The sequence below is a fragment of the Microbacterium mitrae genome, from assembly GCF_008017445.1.
Taxonomy (GTDB): Bacteria; Actinomycetota; Actinomycetes; order Actinomycetales; family Microbacteriaceae; genus Microbacterium; species Microbacterium mitrae.
In genome coordinates, this window is record NZ_VRSW01000006.1 from 52,177 (window position 1) to 74,159 (window position 21,983).

The window sequence follows — 21,983 nt, forward strand, 5'->3', positions numbered from 1 at the left end:
TCGCCCCGGCACTACAAGCCACGGGTTCCAAGCGGTACGGGCGCTAGCCTGGAACAAAGATCGGAGACCGCGTGACCCGTACTGCGCAGCAGAGCGCCGCCACCGAACGTACGTCTCGGTGGCGGGTGCTTCCGGGGCGAGCGAATGTCGTGCTGTGGTTGGGCGTCGGCGCTCTCGCCGTCGCCCTCCTCGCCGTCTCGGCGCCGCTCAGCGTCACGGTGTACGAGGTTCCGGTGGTCACCGCCATGCTGTTCTCGCTGGTGTTGGCGGGAGCCATGCCGCTTGCCATCGTGCTGCCGTGGGGCGGAGTTGCGGCGGCGATCGTGAGCGCGACCGCGTTGACGAGTGGGTCGACCTTCACCACCGAGGCGCCATGGCCCGTTTCCGTCACCACCACGATCGCGGTCTCGCTGACCTGGCTGCTGGTGGGTTGGCGGGCACGATGGTTTGTGGTGACGATCGCCTGGGCCGGCGGGTTGTTGCTGGTGATTGTCTCCACCACGGAGGCTCTCAGCGCCAATGCCCCGAGCGGCGCGATCATCGCCGATCTGGTGGTGTTCGCCGCGGCATCCCTGGTGTTGGCCCTGGCCGGCATCATCATGCGCAATTGGGAGATTGTGGGCGCCCAGCTCGTTGCGGAACGAGCGCTCTCCGCTGCTGAAATCGCGCACCGCGAAGCGGCAGAGGAGAAGGCCCGCATCGCCCGCGAACTGCACGATGTGGTGGCGCACGGCATGTCGGCCATTCAGGTTCGCGCCGCCAGCGCTCGGTACCGCCTTGCCGATCTCCCACCCGATGCGATTGCGGAGTTTGACGATATTGCCGCCACCGCGCGCTCATCGATGGCCGATATGCGTTCCATTCTTGGGGTGCTGCGCGACGAAACAACAGGCGCCGCATCGAACCCGCAGCCGACGCTTGCCGATCTTTCCGCGCTCGTGGAGCGGGCGCGCGCGCTCGCGCCGGTAACGGTCACCGGCGAATGGAACCTCACCCCCGCGGAGCGCGCCGACCCGCTCCTGGGGCTCACCGTGTACCGCGCCGTGCAGGAGGCGCTGAGCAACGCCGCCCGCCACGCGCCCGGAGCCGCCGTCACCGTTGCCTGGCACGAATCGGGCAACGAGCGACACATCACCATCACCAATGAGGCCACCACTCGTCCGGCCGATGCCCGCGCCGGTGACGCGCACCCCAGCCGCACCGGCGGGCAGGGCCTGCGCGGCATGCGTGAGCGGTTGCATGTGCTGAACGGAACCGTCACAACGGCAACGCAAGCTGGCGGCGGCTTTGCCGTGCAGGTTGCGATTCCACGCGCAAGCACCCGAGGAGCATCGTCATGATTAGCGTGTTGATTGTTGATGACCAGGCCATGGTTCGTGCCGGGTTCGCCGCAATCTTGGGCGCGCACGACGGAATCACCGTCGTTGGCCAGGCGGGCGACGGCGTCGAAGGCGTTGCATTGGCGCGCGAGATGCGCCCCGACGTGGTGTTGATGGACGTTCGCATGCCCAACCTCAATGGCATTGATGCGACGACCGAAATTCTCGCGGCCGCGGAGCGTGACGGGCGGACAAGCCCCGCCGTGCTGATTCTCACAACGTTTGACGCGGACGAGTATGTGCACGACGCGCTGGCGGCCGGCGCGAGCGGCTTTCTGCTGAAAGACGCGCTTCCAGAAGAGCTCGTCAATGCGGTGCGCGTGGTTGCCGCGGGCGACGCGCTGCTCGCCCCTCGAATCACCAAGCGCCTGCTGGAGAAGTTTGCCGCCACACGGCCAGCGACCAACCGACACTCCCTGCGCCTGAACGACCTCACCGAACGCGAGCACGAAATTTTGGTGCTGATCGGTCGCGGCCTCTCCAACCGAGAGATCGCAGAGTCGTTGTTTCTCGCCGAGCAGACCGTGAAGAGTCACGTCAGCCGAATCTTCACCAAGCTCGACCTGCGGGACCGCGTCAATGCCGTCATCCTCGCGTATGACGCCGGTCTCGTCGAACGCTCCGACTAGCCCGAAAGCCAACACCCCCTACCGCAGTACTGTCGAGGTCACCCCCGTAGGGTGATGCCCCGACCACCTGTTGTGCCGCACCGTAGGGGTATGGTCGACATCGCCCCGCGCCAAACAACCACCGCCGCCCCCTTCGGTGGCCGCGCATCAATGGCGCGAACGAGCACCGACGCAATAGCGCGAACGACCACCGGCGCTCCCACCCCGAGCCGGGCTCCCCGGCGCGAGCTGCCCGTCATCGGCGGCGCGCGCGACATCGCCATCGACACCACCCGATCGATACTGCTGGTGATCGTCGTCGCGCTGCACGCCTTCATGGTCGGCGTCAGCCTCGACGTCAACGGTACGCCGCTACTCGAAAACGCGATGGAGCATTGGTCAGGCTGGCCCGTGCTGACCTGGTTCGCGCAGGTCATGCCGCTGTTCTTCGTGCTCGGCGGCTTCGCCTCCTACACGCAGTACAGCCGCCTCCGGGCTCGCGGAACCACGGCATCTGCCTACATTTCGTCACGCCTCGTACGCCTGCTCATTCCCGCAGGAGCGGCTATCGCGGCCGTCACCGTATTTCTGGCCGTACTCACCGTGACCGGCGTCTCGCCCGATGTCATCGCGACGGCGGGTTTTCGCATTAGCCAGCCGTTCTGGTTCTTAGCGGTTTACATCGGAGTCACCGCCCTGGTTCCGGCCATGGTCTGGCTACACGAACGAAACACGACACTCAGCCTCCTCACTCTGGCACTCGGTGCGGTTGTGGTAGATATTGTGCGCGTGGCCACCGACATTCCGGCGATTGGCCTGCTCAACCTGGCTTTTGTGTGGTTGTTTGCGCAGCAGTTGGGCTTTGCGCTCGCCGACGGAACACTCGACCGCCTCGGTGTTCGCGCCCAGCGCGTGATCGGCGTGGGCGCCGTCGCCACCCTTGCCCTCACGATGCTCACCGGCTTCTACCCGACCGACCTGTACGCCGCTCTCAACCCGCCGATGGCCGCGCTGGTGCTGCTCGGCATCGCGCAAACCATGCTCTTTCTGCAGTTGCGTGCTGGCCTGCGCCGGTTCGGCGCCCTGCCCGGCATCGCCCGCGTCACCTGCTGGATCGGCGACCGCTCAATGACGATCTACAGCTGGCACATGCTGGTGACCATCGCGATTGCCGGCGCCCTCATCATCGCGCCGTTCTCATTGCCCACTCCGGTCAGCCTCGATTGGTGGCTGACCCGGCCGCTGTGGTTTGTCGCCGTCGGATTCGCGGTCTTCCTGGTCGCTTCCCTCGCCGGTCGGCTGGAGCGTCGCCGCGTCACCGCGCCCGCCGGGAGAGTCGCCACCGTCGCCGCGACGCTCCTTGCCATCGCGGGCGTCGTGGCCACCCTCATCATTGGTTCCGTCGGCGCCGTCTGGGTCATCGCCACCGCAGCCGTCGCGCTCGCCCTCGCGCTCGTCGCGCGCCGCGCGCCGCGCGAGATCAGCTCGCGCTAACGGGTTGCGACGCACCTCCCACACCGTTGACTGACCGCCGTGTGGACTGACGTGTGCACCGCTGTCGCGCCGCTGGCTGCGCCGCTGTCGCGGTCGGGCGCTAGTCTTTGCGTTACTGTCGCCATCCAAAAACCTGCATCAGGGACGGTATTGCCATGAGCGCGCTTCGCATTCTTCACCTCACCGACACCCACCTCTTTGGCGACGATTCGCGCCACTATGGCGTTGTCAACACCGCCTCGCAACTCGCCGCCGCGCTCGCACACGTGAGCGATCTGGCCGTCGACCTCGTTGTCGTTTCGGGCGACGTGAGTGAAGACGGAACCATCGAGTCGTACCAGCGCGTGCGACAGCTGGTGGGCGACTGGGCTGAGGCGCACGGGGGGCGGGCCGTGTTTGCCATGGGCAACCATGATCGTCGTGAAGCCTTTCGGGCCGTGCTTGGTGGCGGCCAGCCCGGGACCGAGGAGCGCCTGCCGGTCGGTGACGACCCGGCACGGCCCGTCGTCTCGGTGACGCAGCATGATGGTTGGCGTGTGGTGGTGTTAGACACCTCCGTGCCAACCCGCGGCTACGGAAACCTTGAACCCGAACAGCTCGAATTTCTGCGTGAGACGCTGGCTGAGCCTGCCGAGCACGGCACGGTCATCGTGATGCATCATGCGCCTATCGATGCGCAGACCGATCTGTTGCAGGCACTCGCCCTCGACCCTGCTGACGGCGACGCGCTTGTTCGACTGATTCGTGGTTCCGATGTGCGCGTGGTGCTCAGTGGTCACTACCACCACCCCGTTGTCGAGACGATTGAGGGAATTCCGGTGGTCGTCGCGCCGGGCGTGGCAAATATTGCGCGCGCGCTCGATGACCCGGCCGAAGAATCGGCGGAACTGGCGTTTGGCGGCGCGGTCGTTGAGATCCGCGGCTCACGCACGCGCGTGGTTCCGTTTGTCGAGCGCATCGAGCCGGCGAGCGAGGTCTTTCACCTGGGCCGGGAGGCGGTCGCCGAGATTATCGCGGCCGTGGGGCGACCCGCGAGGTAGCGCGACGGTTGCGTTGGCGGTCGATATTGACGGTTGGCGGTGGCGGTGGCGGTTGCGTCGGCGAGGGTGGAACCGCGTTGCTAGCCGCGCTCTTCTGCCGTCTCGGTGTGGTGACGAATCACCTCGGCGACGACAAAGTTGAACCACTTTTCGGCGAACTCGGGGTCAAGGTGCGCGTCTTCGGCGAGCTGCTTGAGGCGCGCAACCTGTTGTTCCTCGCGCTTGGGATCAGACGCCGGCATCGCGTGCTCGGCCTTGAGGACGCCCACCTGTTGCGTCGCGCGGAACCGTTCGGCCAGCATAAAAATGAGGGCGGCATCGATATTGTCGATCGTCGCGCGCAAGCGCAGGAGCGTGGTGGTGGGGTCTTCCGCGGTCATGCCCTTAGCCTAGATCGCGCCGATGACGCGCGCGTTCATTCCGCGTAACGAATGCGGGTCAGAGTCCGCCGTGCTTGCTGGCCACCGGCCATATACACACTCAGGGCGTTCGATGGATCCGAACGCATGCAATTCTTCTGAGATTCTCAGCGGGCTGGTAAATTGTGAGCATGAATCGACGTCTCGCAGCCCTCATCCTTGCTGTTCCCCTGACCATTGCCGCCCTCACCGGCTGTTCCAACTCCGCTGGTGGCGGCGGTGACAACGGCGGCACCGAATCGTGGCCCGCCAATGTCACCGAAAACTTCATCTCCAGCTGTGAGGCCAGCAGCGGCGGCCAGACCGCTTACTGCGAGTGCTCGCTTGAGGCGCTGCAGTCGGAGTACACGCTCGAAGAGTTCACCGAACTCGAGAAGAACGTGAACGACCCCGCGACGCAAGAAGCGCTCGGCGAAGTTATCTCCGCCTGCCAGTCAGAAGTCAAGTAATCATCATCACCGATGTGTGGGTGGGCTAAGGGGCCACCCACACAGCGGTTTTTTGTGCCCAAGCGCGGCGATCTGCGCCCCGCGCGGCCGACGTGTGCCCTGGTTCCTGTTCCGTGCGCCGTGGTTCCCTGTTCCGTGCCGCGTGGTTCCCTGCGGCGTGGTTCCGTGCCGCGCGCCGTGGTTCCCTGCGCCGTGGTTCCGTGCCGTGCCCGGTGGTTCCATGCGCCGTGGTTCCGTGCCGCGCGCGGTGGTTTCGCGCCGTGGTTCTCCGCCCCGGGTTCCGCCGTGCCATCCGGGCCCTCCCCCGGTTGTGCAGGAAAAACGTTCACCCGCAGGGAGCTGACCAGGGGTTTTCTCGCGGGCAGGCGAATTTTTCCTGCCCAACCTGCTTGAAACCGGGGCGAGCGGAACCACGGAACAACACCCCCGGCACCGGAACCACGGAACAACACCCACAGCACCGGCAACCCAACCCACGCCGCGAATCCGCGTTAGTCGAAGATCGGAACCAATGCCGTCGGGGTCGGGGCGGGGGCGCGGTACAGAAGCTGGCCGACCACGCCGGTGCGGGCGTCGACGCTCAGCGACACCACGTCATCCGAACGCTGCCCTGCGATCAAAAGAGTGTCACCAACGAGCACATGGTGGCGGGGCCAATCAACGCCAGACTCGACGAGCGATACGCCCTCTAGCCGCGCCCCACCGTCGAGCACAGCGATTGTGGCGATCGTGTTCGATCCGCGCACCGTGACGTGCAAGAACAGACCGTCTGCGGTGGTCGAGATTTCCGCCGGAAAGTCGACACCAAACGATGTTTCCCGTGAAACCGGCACCGCCGTGACGATGCGCCACGTGCCATCGCGATCGGCGGCAAGGGCGTACACCTCTGCCGAGTATTCGGTTGCGACATACAGGTGACCGCTCGGGTGCCACACCGCGTGACGCGGGCCGGAGCCCTTTGGCAGCGCCACCTGCTGAATCTCGGTGTCACCGCGCCAGAATCGCACCAGGTCAAAGCCGAGATCGGTTGTCGCGTACAACCCACCGGGCAAGAACGTGGTGTGGTGTGCGCGCGAAACGCGTGCGTTCGGGTCTTCGACCACGGGCAAGGTTTCGACGGGTTCTGGGTTGTCATAATCCGGAACCAGGTGTGCGAACTCGGGGCCAGCCGCCTCTCGAAGTGCTGCGGCCGCGGCGCTCAGGTCTATGGTTCCGGCCGCCGCCAGGCTCGCCGGCGGGTTCTCCGCCTCAAAGCCGTACGGGTCGGTGGTCGATGCGAGCGCAACCGCTGCGCCCAGCGAACCATCGGCGTTCACCGCGATTCGCGTGACCGTTCCGTCACCGTACGCGGCAGCGACCAGCGAGCCCGCCCCCGGCGCGATGGCCGCGTGGCACGTGGCATACCCGGTCGCCAGCGGCTTGCCAAGCGGCGCAAGGGTGTCTTCGCCGGTGCGGCGAAACGCCTGCACCACGCCGCGCTCTTCGAGCGTCGCGTAGACAACATCGAGCGTCGGGTGCGCGGCGAGCCACGACGGCGACTCGGCGTGCGCGGCGGTGCCGGCAAAGGTCAACGAGCCGCGAGGCGACTGTGCGGCCGGCTCGCCGGCAACAAGCACGCCAACGCCCGCGGCATGCCCACCCATGTCAGCGGTGTAGCCGCCGAGCCAAAACCGCATCAGTCGAGCAGCGGCGTGCGAACGACGACCTCGTCGCGGGCCGGGCCCACACCGATGACCGAGATGCGCGTGTTGCTCATCTTCTCGAGGGCGAGCACGTAGTCCTGCGCGTTCTGCGGCAGGTCGTCAAACGTGCGGGCAGTCGAGATGTCTTCGGTCCAACCCGGGAAGTATTCGTAGATCGGCTTCGCGTGGTGAAAGTCGGTCATGTTGACCGGAACCTCGTCAAAGCGCACGCCGTCAACGTCGTAAGCGACGCACACCGGAATCTGCTCGATGCCCGTCAGAATGTCGAGCTTGGTGAGCACCAGGTCGGTGAGTCCGTTGATGCGCGTCGCGTAGCGGGTGATCGGCGCGTCATACCAGCCAACGCGGCGGGGGCGACCCGTCGTGGTTCCGAATTCGAAACCGCGCGAACGCAGCATGTCACCCGACTCGTCAAACAGCTCGGTCGTGAACGGGCCAGAGCCGACGCGCGTGGTGTACGCCTTCACAATGCCGACAATGCGGTCCAGGCGGTTGGGGCCGACACCGGAACCAGTTGCCGCGCCGCCAGCGGTAGCAGAAGACGAGGTGACAAACGGGTAGGTGCCGTGATCGACGTCGAGCATGGTGGCCTGGCCGCCCTCGAACACGACGACCTCGTTGCGGTCAAGCGCTTCGGCCAGCAGCAACGCCGTGTCAGCCACCATGGGCTTGAGACGCTCCGCGTAGGAAAGCAGGTCGTCGACGATCTCGTCGGCGGTGATGGCGCGGCGGTTGAACAGCTTCACCAGCAGGTGGTTCTTCTGGTCGAGCGCGCCCTCCACCTTCTGGCGCAGGATGTTCTCGTCAAACAGATCCTGCACGCGAATGCCAACGCGGTTGATCTTGTCGGCGTACGCCGGACCGATGCCGCGACCCGTGGTTCCGATCTGGCGCTTGCCAAGGAAACGCTCGGTGACCTTGTCGAGCGTGCGGTGGTACTGCGTGATGATGTGCGCGTTGGCGCTCACCTTCAGGCGCGAAACGTCAATGCCGCGAGCGGCGAGCGCGGTGAGCTCGGCGAACAGCACCTCAAGGTCAACGACGACGCCGTTGCCGATGACGGGCGTGACGCCGGGAGAGAGGATGCCGCTGGGCAGCAGGTGCAGGGCGTACTTTTCGTTGCCGACCACGACCGTGTGACCGGCGTTGTTGCCGCCATTGAACTTCACGACCCAGTCGGTACGCTCACCGAGAAGGTCTGTCGCTTTACCTTTGCCCTCGTCGCCCCACTGGACGCCGACGATCACGATTCCTGGCATTTGGCTTGCACCCCCTGAAAGGGACCCGGGCGTGGGTCCACCCAATCCTATCCGGTTGACCTGAAAGGCCCGAAGCCGGGCCCGAGTGCGCCGCGCTCGCGCTTGCGATGGCGCCCCGGTTTGTGGCGTCGCGCCGACCGACTACCCTCGAACCCATGCGCCTTCTCGCCTCGACTGCCGCCACTGCCCTGCTCGCGTTGACCCTGCTGGGCTGCGCCTCGACGCCGTCCAACTCCGGGTCCACCTCCGGTGGCACTGATGCGAGCGACAGCGCAACAACCTCCACCACAGAGCCTGCGGCAAGCGGAACCTGTGACTACTTCGCCGACGGATCGGCGTCGGCGAAAGATGGCACGCAGGTTCCGCCTGCTGAGCCGGCCGTCACGGGCGAGGTGACCGCCACGATGAAGACCTCCGTCGGCGATCTCGTGCTCACGCTCGACGCCGACGCCGCCCCCTGCGCCGTGAACAGCTTCGTGTCACTCGCTGAGCAGGGGTACTACGACGACACGTCCTGCCACCGTCTGACCACCCAGGGCATCTACATTCTGCAGTGCGGCGACCCCACCGCCACAGGCATGGGCGGCCCGGGCTACTCGTTCGCTGACGAGCTAACCGGCACCGAAAAGTATGAAGCCGGAACCCTGGCGATGGCCAACGCCGGCCCCAACACCAACGGCTCCCAATTCTTCTTCGTCTACGAATCGGCTCCGGGGGCACTGGCGCCCAGCTACACGTCGTTCGGGTCTTTCGATGAGGCGTCGCTCGCCACGCTGCGCGACGTCGCTGCCACCGGAGTTGCCGCCGACGGCGTCACCCCTGTCACGGCGGTCGACATCGAAACAATCACGATCAGCCGCTGAGATAGCCTCGACACATGACCAGCCCGCTGCTCACACTGCCCACCACCGCCGCCGCGTGGGAGGCCTTCGTCACCGACCGGCCCGACGCGTTTCTCACCGCAGCTAGACAGCACGTCGCCGGCCTCAAGGATGGCATCGAACGAAGCACGGCGGAGGTGCTCGACCTCTGGAACGAGGTGACGTGGGCGTTGCGGTCGGCAGGCAGTGCGAGCTATGTGCTGAGTGAATGCCACCCAGACGCGACCGTTCGTGACGCCGGGTCGGAGCGGTACTTGGCCGCGACGGCGTACGAAACCGAGCTGTCGCTTGACCGCGAGCTCTACGAGATCTTCACCAACGCGAGCCATGCCGCCGATGCCGCCGCGCTCTCCAGCGAACAGGCGCGACTGCTGGAGCACACGCTGCGCGACTTCCGCCTCGCTGGCGTCGGCCTGGACGATGCCGGCCGTGCGCGGGCGCAACAGCTCGCCGACCGCGACTCGCAGCTCGGCGTGGAGTTCGGTAAGAACATTCGCGACGGCAAGCGCACCATGCGCATCGCCCCTGATGCACTCGCCGGGCTCCCCCAAGACTTCCTCGATAACCACCCGGTTGATGCCGACGGTCTCATCACACTCACGACCGACTACCCCGACTACGTGCCGGTGCGGGAATATGCCACAAACCGCGCAACCCGCATCGCCATCTCTGAGCTCTACAATGACCTGGCGTGGCCGATCAACGACCCGATCCTGGCCGAGCTTCTGAGCGTCCGCCGCGATCGCGCGCAGCTCCTCGGCTTTGGTGACTGGTCTGATGTGGAGACGGCGACGCGTATGGCCGGCTCCTCGGCCAACGTCGACGCGTTTCTGACCAAGGTTGATCGTGCCTCGCTCGACGCCGCGAGCGCCGAATACGAGATCGTGCTGGCTCGCCTGCGGCAAGACGACCCAGACGCTGCCGCGGTCACGACCGCCGACCTGGCGTACCTTCTCGCGGCGATCAAGCGCGAGCAGCACGATGTCGACGCTCAGGTGGTGCGCTCCTACTTCTCCTTCCCGGCCGTCATGCAGGGCGTTCTTGACCTCACCGGCGCACTCCTGGGCATCGAGTATCAGCGTGTTGAGGTTCCGTCCTGGCACGAAGACGTTCACGTTTTCGATGTGACGAAGGGCGGAACCACCATTGGCCGCATTTACCTCGACATGCACCCTCGTGACGGCAAGTACAACCACGCCGCGTGCTTCGACCTGGTCGTGGGGCGTGCGGGTGTCGAGTTGCCAGAAGGCGTATTGCTCTGCAATTTCGCGCGCGGAACCATGGAGCACGATGAGGTCGTCACGTTCCTGCACGAATTTGGGCACCTGGTGCACGCAATCCTGGCCGGTCACCAACGCTTCACCGCACAGAGCGGCATCGCCACGGAGTGGGATTTCGTTGAGGCACCCAGCCAGATGCTCGAAGAGTGGGCTTGGGACGCCGACGTGCTGGCAACGTTTGCCCGCAATGACAGTGGCGAGCCGATTCCGGCCGACCTGGTCAAGCGCATGGTGGAGGCTGACGCGTTCGGCCGCGCACTGCTCGTGCGCCGCCAACTCGGCTTTGCCCGCGTTTCTTACCAGCTGCATCACGATGTTCCGGCCGATATCACCGCGGCGGCCGCGCACTGGGTGGACTCCACCTCGCCGGTCAAGAACCTCGAGGGTAGCCACTTCACCGCGTCGTTCGGGCACCTCACCGGTTATGGCGCGAGCTACTACACCTACCAGTGGAGCCTGGTCATCGCGCGAGACCTGCTCACTGCGTTTGACGGCGACCTCATGAACCAGGCGGTCGCCACCCGGTACCGCGAGCGTGTGCTCGAACCCGGCGGCACGAAAGATGCCGCCGTGCTCGTGCGCGACTTCCTCGGGCGTGATTACAGCTTCGACGCCTACCGCGCCTGGCTCGGCGCAAGCTAGCAGGTGGTTGGGTAATCCGCGGCGCGCTCTACCGTCACACTGCCGCGAATCGCTACGCTAAGCCGCATGAGCGAGAGCCACGCGGTGCGTCCTGGTCAAAACATCCGCGTCGCGTGGGCGCTGCTTCGGCTCGTGACCGCGGCGCTCATCGTGGCGGCGGTGGTGGCGCAGTTCATCACCACGTTCACACTCGCCAGCGACAAGGGCCGCGATGTGACGACGACCGTCGTGAATTTCTTCAGCTTCTTCACGATTCTCTCGAACTGCCTCGGCGCGATCATCATGCTGATCGGCGGCCTGTGGCTGCTCACCCGCGGCAGAAGCAGGCAGTGGGAGCCGCGGGCGCTCTCCTACGCGTGGATCAGCGTGATGACCTACATGGTCATTACCGGCATCGTGTACAACCTGTTGCTGCGCGGCTACGTGCTGGAGCAGGGCGCGACGGTTGCCTGGTCAAATGAGGTGCTGCACCTCATCGCGCCCATCATTTTTCTGCTTGAGCTGGTGCTCTGCATCGCGCGGCGTCCGCTGGCCTGGACCGCCATGGGTGTGGCTGCGATCTTCCCGATTGCCTGGGTCATCTACACGCTGCTGCGCGGCGAAACCGTCACCAACCCCACCACGGGCGATCCGTTCTGGTACCCGTACCCGTTTCTTAACCCGTACCTTCAGCCCAACGGATACTTCGGCGTCGGCGTCTACGTCATCGGCATTGCGGCCGCGATTCTTGCCGTCGCCGGTCTCGCTGTCTGGCGCACCCACCTCGGCGCTCGATCGGCGATCGAGAACGAAGTGGGTGCGCCAGCGGCAACGGCCTATGAAGCCTTCGACGAGCCGCGGGTCAGTGCGCCGTAGATCAGCAGCACGATCAATGAGCCAGCGATGGCAAGCAGCCAAGTCTGCAGGTCAAAAAACTCGGTCAACGGGCGGTTAAAGAGCAGGCTACCCAGCCAGCCACCGAGCATGGCGCCGACAACGCCGAGGATGAGGGTTACGAACCAACCGCCGCCCTGGCGCCCGGGCAAAATGGCCTTGGCGATAACGCCGGCAAGCAAACCCAGCAACAAAAATCCGAGGAAAGTCATGTCAGAACTCCTATCCGATATGCCCATCATCGTGTGAGGGGCACACCACTGTTTGTGACTCAACGCTAGCGGGCGCATCGCGTGATGCCAAGGGGGTTGCATGCCCTGCCGCCCCCGGGTATGGGGGCGCGCGACCACCCGCAAAACTGCGGCGCGGCGGCCGGTAGACTGGCGGTATGTCAAAGGTCCTCGAATCCCTTCCGGTCGGCGAGCGCGTCGGCATCGCATTCTCGGGAGGGCTCGACACCTCCGTGGCGGTCGCCTGGATGCGACACAACGGCGCGGTTCCTTTCACCTACACGGGCGACCTCGGTCAGCCTGACGAAGACGACATCGAAGCGATCCCCGGTCGCGCGCTTGAGTACGGCGCCGAACTGTCGCGTCTCATCGACTGCAAGACCGCGCTCGTCGAGGAGGGATTCGTTGCCCTCGCAACGGGCGCCTTCCACATTCGCTCGGGCGGACGCACCTACTTCAACACCACGCCGATCGGCCGCGCCGTCACCGGCACGCTGCTGGTGCGCGCCATGAAGGAAGACGGCGTCGACATCTGGGGCGATGGTTCCACCTACAAGGGCAACGACATTGAGCGGTTCTACCGCTACGGCCTGCTCGCCAACCCCTCACTGCGCATTTACAAGCCGTGGCTGGACGCCCAGTTCGTCGGCGAGCTCGGCGGTCGCCAGGAGATGAGCGAATGGCTCGTCGCTAACGGCTATCCGTACCGCGACTCTGCCGAGAAGGCGTACTCGACCGACGCCAACATTTGGGGCGCAACGCACGAGGCAAAGACCCTCGAATTTCTTGACGTTTCGCTCGAAACGGTTGAGCCGATCATGGGCGTCAAGTTCTGGGATCCGTCGGTGGAGATTGAAACCGAAGACGTCACCGTCACGTTTGACGCCGGCCGCCCCGTCGCCCTCAACGGCGTCGAATACGCCAACCCGGTTGAGCTGGTGTTCGAGGCCAACCGCGTCGGCGGCCGCCACGGCCTCGGCATGAGCGATCAGATCGAAAACCGCATCATCGAAGCAAAGTCCCGCGGCATCTACGAAGCACCCGGAATGGCGCTGCTGTTCACCGCCTACGAGCGCCTCGTTAACGGCATCCTCAACGAAGACACCCTCGCCACCTACCACGAGCAGGGTCGCCGCCTCGGTCGCCTCATGTACGAGGGCCGTTGGCTGGAGCCGCAGTCGCTCATGCTGCGCGAGTCGATTCAGAAGTGGGTTGGTTCCACCATCTCCGGAACCGTCACGTTGCGTCTGCGCCGCGGCGAGGACTACACGATCCTCAACACCGAGTCGCGCAACCTGTCGTACGCTGCCGAGAAGCTCTCGATGGAGCGCGTGGGAGATGCCGCATTCGGCCCGAAGGACCGCATCGGCCAGCTCACCATGCGCAACCTCGACATTGCCGACTCGCGTTCGCGCCTGGAGCAGTACGCCGCCCTCGGCCTGATCGGCGGCCCCACCGGCGAACTCGTCGGCGGGTACACCACCGGCGACGCCGCAGAAATCGCCGAGGGCACGGCCGAAATGAAGGCCGAAGCCGCAGAGTTTGACGCTGCGGGCGAGTCCGCCGCCTTCGACGCCGGCACCGACTAGGCACATCCGTGATGGCGGGGCTTCAGCGCAACAGCTGAGGCCCCGCCGTTTTCATTCCGGCGCCTTTCACACCGGGCATATCGGCCGTCGATTTGCGAATCACACGAAACAGGAGTGGGCTGGAACCATGACACCAGCAGTGCGCGCCACGTCGCTGACTAAGACGTTCGGCTCTCACACCGCCGTCGACGACGTGAATCTCACCGTCAACCCGGGTGAGGTTGTCGCCTTTCTCGGGCCGAACGGTGCGGGCAAGACCACAACGATCGACATGCTGCTGGGCCTCAGCCAGCCGACGAGCGGAACCGTTGAGCTGTTTGGCATGACACCGCGCGCGGCGATCGCGCGCGGACTCGTCTCCGCCGTCATGCAAACCGGCGGCCTGCTGGGCGACGTAACGGTACGCGACACCATGCGCATGACCGCATCACTCTTCGTCGGCAGCATCAGCATTGATGACGCGATGGCGCGCGCCGGCATCACCGACATCGCCACCAAAAAGGTGCAGCAGTGTTCCGGAGGCCAAAAGCAGCGCCTGCGCTTTGCGATGGCGCTGGTGAGCGACCCGGCTCTCATCGTGCTCGATGAGCCGACCACCGGCATGGACGTTGAAGGCCGCCACTCCTTCTGGCAGGCCATCCATGCCGATGCGCAGCGTGGCCGCACCGTCGTTTTCGCCACGCACTACCTCGAAGAGGCCGACCAGTACGCCGACCGCATCGTACTGATCCGCCAGGGGCAGATTGTGGCAGACGGAACCACGGCTGAGATCAAGGCGATGGCCGCCGGTCGTCGGGTGGAGGCGGAGCTGCCGGGGGCCGATGAGCAGCGTCTGGCAGCCCTCGAGGCGGTTGACACCGTGACGGTGCGAGGCAATCGCGTCGTGATCCACACCAGCGATTCCGACGCCGTGGCCCGCTATCTGCTCACGCAGACCGAAGCCCGCGATGTCACGATCACCAGTCAAAACCTCGAGCAGGCCTTCCTGCGTCTGACGAGCCAGGAGGGCTGACGTGGATCGCATCGATGTCTCCAACCGCCGCGTTCCCCCCTTCGGCGGATTCACCTGGACCTTCTTCGGCCTCGAACTGAAGCGCCTGTTCCGCAACTACTCGGTGATCATCTTCACCGTGGTGTTCCCCGTCGCGATGCTGTTGCTCGTTGCCGTGCCGCTGAAAAACACGTCGCTCACCGAGGTTCCGGTCGCCGCAGGCGGCACGTCCGCTGCCCTTCCGATCATGATCTCCATGGCGGTGTACGCCGCCCTCGTCGGCTCGACAATGACCGGCGTGACGGTCGCCTATGAGCGTGGCATGGGCTGGTCGCGCCAACTACGCCTGACGCCGCTGAACCCACTGGTCTACATTCTGATCAAGGTGGGCACCGGCATGGTGCTCTCCGCCATCGCCGTGGTGATTACCCTCATCGCGGGCGCGATTCTGGGCATCACCGCGCCGCTCCCCAACCTCATTGCGGCGGGCACCCTCGCGTGGCTGACCTCGCTGTCGATGACGAGCCTCGGCCTCGCGGTGGGGTATGCGTTCCCCTCACAAAACGCGATGCGATACATGGGCCCGCTGCTGCCGGTGCTGGCCTTTATGGCCGGCCTCTTTGTTCCGCTCTCCGCTCTCCCCGCCATGGTGCAGGTGACCGCGCAATTCACGCCGCTGTGGGGCATTGCAAACCTTGCCCAGAGCGCGATTATTGGCGCCTCGCCGAGCGTCTGGGCGGTTCCGAATCTGCTGTTCTGGTTCGCCGCGTTCACCGCACTCGCCGTGCTGTTCTTCAGACGAGACACCAAACGCGTCTGAGGACATCGATAAAAAAGGTGGGTACTATGCCACAGGGAGTCGGAACCGGCTGAGTACGCAGCCACCGCTTCCACCAAGCAGGGGGTAATTCGATGACGACTGACGCGACTGCCGTTGTGACCAAAAGACCGTTGACCGCAGGAACCATTGTTCGGCGGTCACTTCTCACCATTGTGGCGGTGATTGCCGTCGCGGTGATCGTCGCGTCCGCTCTCATCAGCTGGACGATTCAGCGCCCCTTTCCCACCTACAACGGCGAGGTGGCCGTTGACGGTCTGACCAACACGGTCACGATCCAGCGCAATGAGCAGGGCGTTCCCACCATCACGGCGGAGAACACCGACGACCTCTTCTTCGCGCAGGGGTACGCGCACGCGCAAGATCGCTTCTGGGAGATGGACTTCCGCCGCCACGTCACCGCCGGCCGTGTTGCCGAACTTTTTGGCGAGTCGCAGGTCGGCACCGACATGTTCTTGCGCACGCTCGGCTGGCATGAGATTGCCGAAGAAGAGGTGGCCGCTCTCGATGAGACGACCCTCAGCTACTACGAGTCATATGCCGCCGGCGTGAACGCCTACCTTGCCGAGAACAAGGGCGGTGACCTGGCGCTCGAATACAGCGTGCTCGGCCTCACCAACCCCGGCTACGAGCCCGAGCCCTGGACCCCGGCCGACTCGGTCGCGTGGCTGAAGGCGATGGCGTGGGACCTTCGCACCAACATCGAAGACGAAACCGACCGCGCCCTGCTGCTGCAAAATTTCACCCCTGAGCAGGTCGCCGCCCTCTACCCCGCATACCCGTTTGATGAGCACCCCACGATTGTCGACACCGCGACGCTGCCGACCGTGATTCAGGGCAATGGCGATGGTTCCGGAACCATCAGTGACGGTTCCGGCGCCGCAACGGCGAACGCGGGAACCATTGACGACGCAAGCGTGGCCGTGCCGACGGTGGGCGCCGCGGGAATCGAGTGGGAAAGCGCCTCCGGTGTGCTGGAGGCGGTTGAAAAGCTCGTCGGTGATGCCGGCGAGGGAATCGGCTCGAACTCGTGGGTGGTTTCTGGCGAGCACACCGAGAGCGGGCTGCCGCTCTTGGCAAATGACCCCCACCTGGGGGCGGCGCTGCCCAGCGTCTGGACGCAAATGCAACTCAAGTGCGCCCAGCCGTCCCCCGCGTGCCCGTTCAATGTCTCCGGCTTCAGCTTCTCCGGCCTTCCCGGCATCGTGATCGGTCACAACGACACGGTGGCGTGGGGCTTTACCAACCTCACCACCGACGTTGCCGACCTGTATATCGAGCGGGTGCAGGACGACCAATACTGGCGTGACGGTGCCCTCGTTGATTTTGAGGAGCGCACCGAAATCGTCAAGGTGGCTGGCGGCGATGACGTCGAGCTGACCATCCGGTCAACCGTGCATGGCCCGGTCGTCTCCGGCCTCACCGGCGATTTCACCGCGATTGCCGACGACGCGAACTTCGATGCGGCGCCGGAGGGCGACAGCTACGCCGTGAGCCTGAAGTGGACGGCGCTGGAAGTGACCACGACCCCGGCGGCGATCTTTGCGCTGAACACGGCCCACAGCCTGGAAGACTTCCGCGCCGCGGCAGCAATGTTCTCGGTGCCCGCCCAGAACCTGATCTACGCCGATGTCGACGGCAACATCGCCTATCAGGCGCCCGGAAACCTGCCGATTCGCGGCGCGGGTGACGGCTGGATTCCGCAACCAGGATGGGACAGCGCGTACGACTGGCAGGGATACATTCCGTTTGCGGCATTGCCCGCGAGCGAGAACCCGAAGGAGGGCTACATCGTCACGGCAAACGCCGCGATCGTTGACGACTCCTACCCCTATTTTCTCTCGCGCGACTGGGATGACGGCTACCGCGCCGACCGCATCGTGAACCTTATCGAGGCGGCGATTGCCGAAGGCCCCATCACCGCAGAGCAAATGCGCGCGATCCAGATGGATCAGGAAATGTTCATCGGCAAGCGTTTGACCACGGCGGTCGCCGACATCAAGAGCGATCGCCCCGGTGTGCAGGCCGCCCTCGAACTGCTCGCCGGCTGGGATGCGCAAAATGCGAAAGACAGCGCCGCGGCCGCCTACGCCAACGTGCTGTGGGACACGCTGGTGATGGCCATGTTTGCCGAGCGCGATGTTCCGGCACCGGTCACCGGCCAGTCGCGCCTGTTCCAGGCGGTCGACGCCCTCCTGAGCGACCCCTCATCCGAGTGGTGGGTGAACGAGAAGCTGGGCATCAGCAGCCAAGCGGAGATGCTGGACTACGCGGTCAACGAGGCCTACGACCGCCTGGCCGAGCTCCAGGGCGAAGACGTCACCAAGTGGAACTGGGGTTCGCTCCACGCCATCACGCTGCGCTCCGACACCTTTGGTTCCAGCGGTATCGCGCCCATCGAGTGGCTGTTCAACCGCGGCCCCTACGATGTCGGCGGAGGCGCCAGCGTCGTTGATGCCACCGGATGGACGATCGGTGAGAGCTTCGCGACCACCACGGTTCCGTCAATGCGCATGGTGATCGATGTGAGCGACTGGGATGCGTCGACCTATATCAACCTGACGGGCACCAGCGGCCACGCGTTTCACCCCAACTACGTCGACCAGGCACCGATCTGGGCAGATGGCGGGCAGTTGCCCTGGGCCTTCACCCCGGAGGCCGTCGCGGCAGAAACCACCGACACGCTCACGCTCACGCCGAAGGAATAGGCGCCGGGGTGTCATGACAGTTGTCACGATTTACTCGTGACGCTGGGCCACAGACAGCGCCGCGACGATCCGCGACGCTGGAGGCATGACAGCATCAACGCAACCCAGCGCAACGACGCAATCGGCCGAAAGTGGCGAGATTGTCATCGCGCTCGACGAGCTGCGGCGGCAATTCGGCTCCACCGAGAGCGCGGTCACCGCCGTCGATGGCATCAACCTCTCGATTCGGCGCGGCGAGATTGTCGCGCTTCTCGGCCCCAATGGGGCAGGCAAGACCACGACGCTTGACATGCTGCTCGGGCTCACTCAGCCGACCAGCGGAAGCGTCGCGATCTTCGGCGAGAAGCCCACCAAGGCGACGGCAAGCGGAACCATCTCCGCAGTGCTGCAGACGGGTGGGTTGCTCGCTGACATGACCGTGCGCGAAACCGTCGAGGTGATCGCCTCACTGTACGGGCGGGACGCGCTGGCGCGGGTACCTGCGGTGCTGGAGCGCACCAATCTGACGGGTCTCGCGCGCCGCCGCATCTCGAAGTGTTCCGGCGGTGAACAGCAGCGCGTGAAGTTTGCGCTCGCGATCGTCGCCGACCCCGACATTCTGGTGCTCGATGAGCCGACGGCGGGGATGGATGTCACCGCGCGGCGACTGTTTTGGAACGTGATGCGCGACGAGGCAGATGCCGGCCGCACGATCCTGTTTGCCACGCACTATCTCGAAGAGGCAGAACAGTTCGCCCGGCGAACCGTTGTGATGCATCACGGTCGAATCGTGGCCGACGCCCCGACGGCGCAGCTCCGTGCCGGCCTCGGCGCCCGCACCGTGTCGGCGACTCTGCCAGACACCAACCCGCAGGCCGCCCTGCAGGAGTTGCACGACACGCCTGGGGTCACCGACCTTCGGGTCGACGCCAAACGGGTGAGCCTGCGCGCTATCGACTCAGACAGCGCAGCCGCTCTCCTGCTCGCTGCCGGAGCGCACGACCTGGAGGTCGCTGCCCCGACGCTCGAAACCGCTTTCACGGCACTCACAGAGGACTAAGTCATGAGCAACGTAACGATCTCCCCCACCATGCTGCGAGTCGAGGCGCTCCGGCAGATTCGCAACCCCTACACGCTGGCCTTCACGATCGCGATGCCGGTTGCCATGTACCTGCTGTTTGGCGCGACCGCGGGGTATGGTTCCCTCTCCGCAGGCAACGGCAACGTCGCCTTCTACGTGATGGTTTCGATGGCGGCGTACGGAACCGCGGTCGCCATGAGTTCGCTCACCTCGCTCGCTGCCGCGGAGGCGCAGCAGGGGTGGGGCCGGCAACTGGCCATGACGCCGCTGGGCTCGACCGGATATGCCATCACCAAACTGATCACTGCCGTCACCTTCGCCATCGTCGCGCTGCTGGCCGTGTTCGTTGCCGGGTGGTTGACGGGCGCTCAGGCCTCAGACGGCTGGCGCTGGTTGGCGTGCGCGGCGATCATCCTGACGCTCGGCTTGATGTTTGGCCTGTACGGGCTCGGCGTCGGGCTGTTCTTCAAGTCAGATTCGGCCGCGGCGTTGGCGTCAATCTCCATGACGTTCTTCGCGTTCTTCGGCAATGTGTTCATTCCGCTGGATGGCCTCATGCTCGATATCGCCCGCTTCACGCCGGTGTACGGATTCGTCGCGCTGAGCCGCTGGCCGCTGACGGAGGGCATGCTCACGACGGGGCAGACCGACGCACTGTGGGTGCCTATCGTGAACGTCGTGGTCTGGTCTGCGTTGTTTGCACTGCTGGTGGCCGCAGGCATTCGTCGCTCACGTTCGCGTCGGTAGGCTCAAAGCATGACACGGGATGCGCGATCAGTAACGCCGCCTGAAACGTCTGCCGCCTCTCGCGCGCAAGCCATGCGGCGCGCCAGAGGCGGCGGAGCGCCGTGGGAGCGGTTTGGCTGGGTGATGGCCATCGTCTGGCTGGTCTTTCTTATCTACCCACTGATCACACTGATCAATTCGCCCGCAGACTTCGGGTGGCGCCTCGCCGGCTGGATCGCGCTGGTGGCGTTCGTCATTGTCTACGTCGCCGGCTTCATCAACGGAATGAGCTTCGGCGGGGGTGGGCTGGTTGAACCTCCCCAACCGATTCAATGGGCGGCGTTCGCGCTCCTCATTGTCTGCGCCGTGGTCACGATTCCCGCCGTCGGCGGCTCGGTATTGAGTTTTATCCCGTTCATCATGTCGTTCGCCTCCTACGGCCTTACCCGTGCCGCGCACTGGGTCACCCTGGGGGTGTGCGTCACGGCGGCGGCCGTCTACGTTTTCACGGCGCCGGACGGCATGAGATATCTGTCGGTGCTCGCGATCATCGTGCTGCTGGGCGTGGTCAACACGGTCTCTACGACGCTGATTATTCAGTCGGCCCAGGGCGAGCAGCTCGGCCTGGAGCTTGCCACCAGCGAGGGGCGCGAGGCCGTCGCCCGCGATGTTCACGACCTGGTCGGTCACTCCCTGACCGTAGTTAGCCTCAAGGCCCAACTCGTCAGACGCCTCATCGACACCGACCCGGAACGCGCCAAAGCAGAGCTCGCCGATATTGAGGCCCTCACGACCGAAGCGATTGCGGGCGTCAGAGCCACCGTCGCGGGCGTGCGTGGCGCAACGCTCGCCGACCAGTTGCGCTCGTGCCGCGACGCGCTCCGCGCCGCCGGCGTGAGCCTGCACATCGATGGTGACATTACCGCGTTGTCTGCGGCGCAATCGCTGACCGCCGCGTGGATTCTGCGCGAGGCAACCACCAATGTGCTCCGCCACGCCAACGCCACCGAGGTGACAGTCTCCATCGCGCCGGGCAGATTCGCCGTCACCGATAACGGTTCGGGGTTCGGTGGCGAGCAGGGCAACGGCATCATTGGAATGAAGGAGCGCGCCGCCATGGGTGCAGGCCAGCTTGAGGTATTCGCCACATCTGCCGGCGGCACGCGCGTGGAGGTGACGTGGTGACGCAGCCAACAGCCCCGATCCGCCTCGTCATCGTCGATGATCAGGCGATGCTCCGCGGCGCGCTAGCAGCGCTCCTCGAGTTGGAGGCAGACCTGACGGTCGTCGGAACCGCTGGCAGCGGTTCCGAGGCGGCGGACGTCGTCGCCGAGACGGCGCCCGACGTCTGCCTGATGGATATTCAGATGCCCGACATTGACGGCATCGAGGCCACCCGACTGGTGCGTGAGCGCAGCCCGCACACCCGCGTGCTGATCGTGACCACGTTCGCGCGGCCGGGGTACCTGCGTGCGGCCCTCGACGCGGGCGCGAGCGGCTTTGTCGTGAAAGATGCGCCAGCGGAACAATTGGCTGACGCCGTGCGCCGGGTGCACTCGGGGTTGCGCGTGGTGGATCCCACCCTCGCCGAGGCGAGCCTGTTTGAGGGCACGAATCCGTTGAGTGAGCGCGAGCGCGAGGTGTTGCGGCTCGCCGCCGACGGTAGGAGCGCGGGCACTATCGCCGCCGAGATGTTCCTCTCGGCGGGCACGGTACGAAACAATCTCTCCGCCGCCATCGGCAAGGTCGGCGCCGCCAACCGGGTTCAGGCGGCGCGTCTCGCCCAGGAAAAGGGCTGGATCTAACGCGGTAGC

General features: G+C 65.3%; 20 protein-coding genes. 16 read left to right on the plus strand and 4 right to left on the minus strand.

Annotation, left to right across the window (positions count from 1 at the left end; translation table 11 throughout):
- Positions 1 to 71: 71 nt before the first annotated feature.
- The 4 genes from FVP60_RS12610 (at position 72) to FVP60_RS12625 (ending at position 4,521) form a co-directional block, all read left to right on the plus strand.
- Positions 72 to 1,340, plus strand: a complete 1,269-nt coding sequence (locus FVP60_RS12610; protein WP_147826649.1) for a sensor histidine kinase — start codon at positions 72 to 74, stop codon at positions 1,338 to 1,340.
- A complete protein-coding gene (locus FVP60_RS12615) occupies positions 1,337 to 2,008 on the plus strand; it encodes a response regulator (protein ID WP_147826650.1) in 672 nt (223 codons plus the stop codon). Before FVP60_RS12610 ends, FVP60_RS12615 begins: the two co-directional genes overlap by 4 nt.
- A gap of 90 nt (positions 2,009 to 2,098) precedes the next feature.
- On the plus strand, positions 2,099 to 3,481 hold the full coding sequence (locus FVP60_RS12620) for an acyltransferase family protein (protein WP_187240676.1): 1,383 nt from the start codon (positions 2,099 to 2,101) through the stop codon (positions 3,479 to 3,481).
- Positions 3,482 to 3,636: 155 nt separating this feature from the next.
- Positions 3,637 to 4,521 (plus strand): metallophosphoesterase, encoded by an 885-nt coding sequence (locus FVP60_RS12625; protein WP_147826652.1) that lies wholly within the window; start codon positions 3,637 to 3,639, stop codon positions 4,519 to 4,521.
- Positions 4,522 to 4,601: 80 nt separating this feature from the next.
- On the opposite strand, the gene FVP60_RS12630 is transcribed toward FVP60_RS12625, so the two are convergent.
- A complete protein-coding gene (locus FVP60_RS12630; protein WP_147826653.1) occupies positions 4,602 to 4,901 on the minus strand; it encodes a chorismate mutase in 300 nt (99 codons plus the stop codon).
- A gap of 170 nt (positions 4,902 to 5,071) precedes the next feature.
- Between FVP60_RS12630 and FVP60_RS12635 the strand changes: the two genes are divergently transcribed.
- The gene (locus FVP60_RS12635) at positions 5,072 to 5,389 is read left to right on the plus strand and encodes a hypothetical protein (RefSeq protein WP_147826654.1); all 318 of its coding nucleotides are present in this window, start codon (positions 5,072 to 5,074) and stop codon (positions 5,387 to 5,389) included.
- Positions 5,390 to 5,880: 491 nt separating this feature from the next.
- On the opposite strand, the gene FVP60_RS12640 is transcribed toward FVP60_RS12635, so the two are convergent.
- Entirely contained in the window at positions 5,881 to 7,065 is a 1,185-nt protein-coding gene (locus FVP60_RS12640; protein ID WP_147826655.1) for a lactonase family protein, read from the minus strand.
- Positions 7,065 to 8,351 (minus strand): adenylosuccinate synthase, encoded by a 1,287-nt coding sequence (locus tag FVP60_RS12645; RefSeq protein WP_147826656.1) that lies wholly within the window; start codon positions 8,349 to 8,351, stop codon positions 7,065 to 7,067. The genes FVP60_RS12640 and FVP60_RS12645 overlap by 1 nt, the downstream gene beginning before the upstream one ends.
- A 155-nt stretch (positions 8,352 to 8,506) precedes the next feature.
- On the opposite strand from FVP60_RS12645, the gene FVP60_RS12650 reads away from it, so the two are divergent.
- The 3 genes from FVP60_RS12650 to FVP60_RS12660 all read left to right on the plus strand — a co-directional run bounded on the left by FVP60_RS12650 (position 8,507) and on the right by FVP60_RS12660 (position 12,009).
- A complete protein-coding gene (locus tag FVP60_RS12650; RefSeq protein ID WP_147826657.1) occupies positions 8,507 to 9,214 on the plus strand; it encodes a peptidylprolyl isomerase in 708 nt (235 codons plus the stop codon).
- A gap of 14 nt (positions 9,215 to 9,228) precedes the next feature.
- Complete coding sequence (locus FVP60_RS12655) at positions 9,229 to 11,154, plus strand: M3 family metallopeptidase (protein WP_147826658.1); 1,926 nt, start codon at positions 9,229 to 9,231, stop codon at positions 11,152 to 11,154.
- Positions 11,155 to 11,220: 66 nt separating this feature from the next.
- Positions 11,221 to 12,009, plus strand: a complete 789-nt coding sequence (locus FVP60_RS12660) for a Pr6Pr family membrane protein (RefSeq protein WP_187240677.1) — start codon at positions 11,221 to 11,223, stop codon at positions 12,007 to 12,009.
- On the opposite strand, the gene FVP60_RS12665 is transcribed toward FVP60_RS12660, so the two are convergent.
- Entirely contained in the window at positions 11,970 to 12,239 is a 270-nt protein-coding gene (locus FVP60_RS12665; RefSeq protein WP_147826659.1) for a GlsB/YeaQ/YmgE family stress response membrane protein, read from the minus strand. The two genes, FVP60_RS12660 and FVP60_RS12665, sit on opposite strands and share 40 nt — an antisense overlap.
- 176 nt (positions 12,240 to 12,415) lie before the next feature.
- Between FVP60_RS12665 and argG the strand changes: the two genes are divergently transcribed.
- The 8 genes from argG (at position 12,416) to FVP60_RS12705 (ending at position 21,974) form a co-directional block, all read left to right on the plus strand.
- Positions 12,416 to 13,846, plus strand: a complete 1,431-nt coding sequence (argG, locus tag FVP60_RS12670; protein ID WP_147826660.1) for an argininosuccinate synthase — start codon at positions 12,416 to 12,418, stop codon at positions 13,844 to 13,846.
- 127 nt (positions 13,847 to 13,973) lie between these two features.
- Positions 13,974 to 14,858, plus strand: coding sequence for an ABC transporter ATP-binding protein (locus FVP60_RS12675; RefSeq protein ID WP_147826661.1), 885 nt, complete (start codon positions 13,974 to 13,976; stop codon positions 14,856 to 14,858).
- Between the two features lies 1 nt (position 14,859).
- Positions 14,860 to 15,657, plus strand: coding sequence for an ABC transporter permease (locus FVP60_RS12680; protein WP_147826662.1), 798 nt, complete (start codon positions 14,860 to 14,862; stop codon positions 15,655 to 15,657).
- A gap of 92 nt (positions 15,658 to 15,749) precedes the next feature.
- Positions 15,750 to 18,383: a penicillin acylase family protein gene (locus tag FVP60_RS12685; RefSeq protein WP_147826663.1), complete on the plus strand. Its 2,634-nt coding sequence runs from the start codon at positions 15,750 to 15,752 to the stop codon at positions 18,381 to 18,383.
- 85 nt (positions 18,384 to 18,468) lie between these two features.
- Positions 18,469 to 19,422 carry an ABC transporter ATP-binding protein gene (locus FVP60_RS12690; RefSeq protein WP_147826664.1) on the plus strand — a complete coding sequence of 318 codons (954 nt, stop codon included), beginning with the start codon at positions 18,469 to 18,471 and terminating at the stop codon, positions 19,420 to 19,422.
- A 3-nt stretch (positions 19,423 to 19,425) separates the two neighbouring features.
- Positions 19,426 to 20,190: an ABC transporter permease gene (locus tag FVP60_RS12695; RefSeq protein ID WP_147826665.1), complete on the plus strand. Its 765-nt coding sequence runs from the start codon at positions 19,426 to 19,428 to the stop codon at positions 20,188 to 20,190.
- Positions 20,191 to 20,199: 9 nt separating this feature from the next.
- Complete coding sequence (locus tag FVP60_RS12700) at positions 20,200 to 21,354, plus strand: sensor histidine kinase (protein WP_246132617.1); 1,155 nt, start codon at positions 20,200 to 20,202, stop codon at positions 21,352 to 21,354.
- Positions 21,351 to 21,974 (plus strand): response regulator transcription factor, encoded by a 624-nt coding sequence (locus FVP60_RS12705; RefSeq protein WP_281289131.1) that lies wholly within the window; start codon positions 21,351 to 21,353, stop codon positions 21,972 to 21,974. Before FVP60_RS12700 ends, FVP60_RS12705 begins: the two co-directional genes overlap by 4 nt.
- Positions 21,975 to 21,983: the final 9 nt, after the last annotated feature.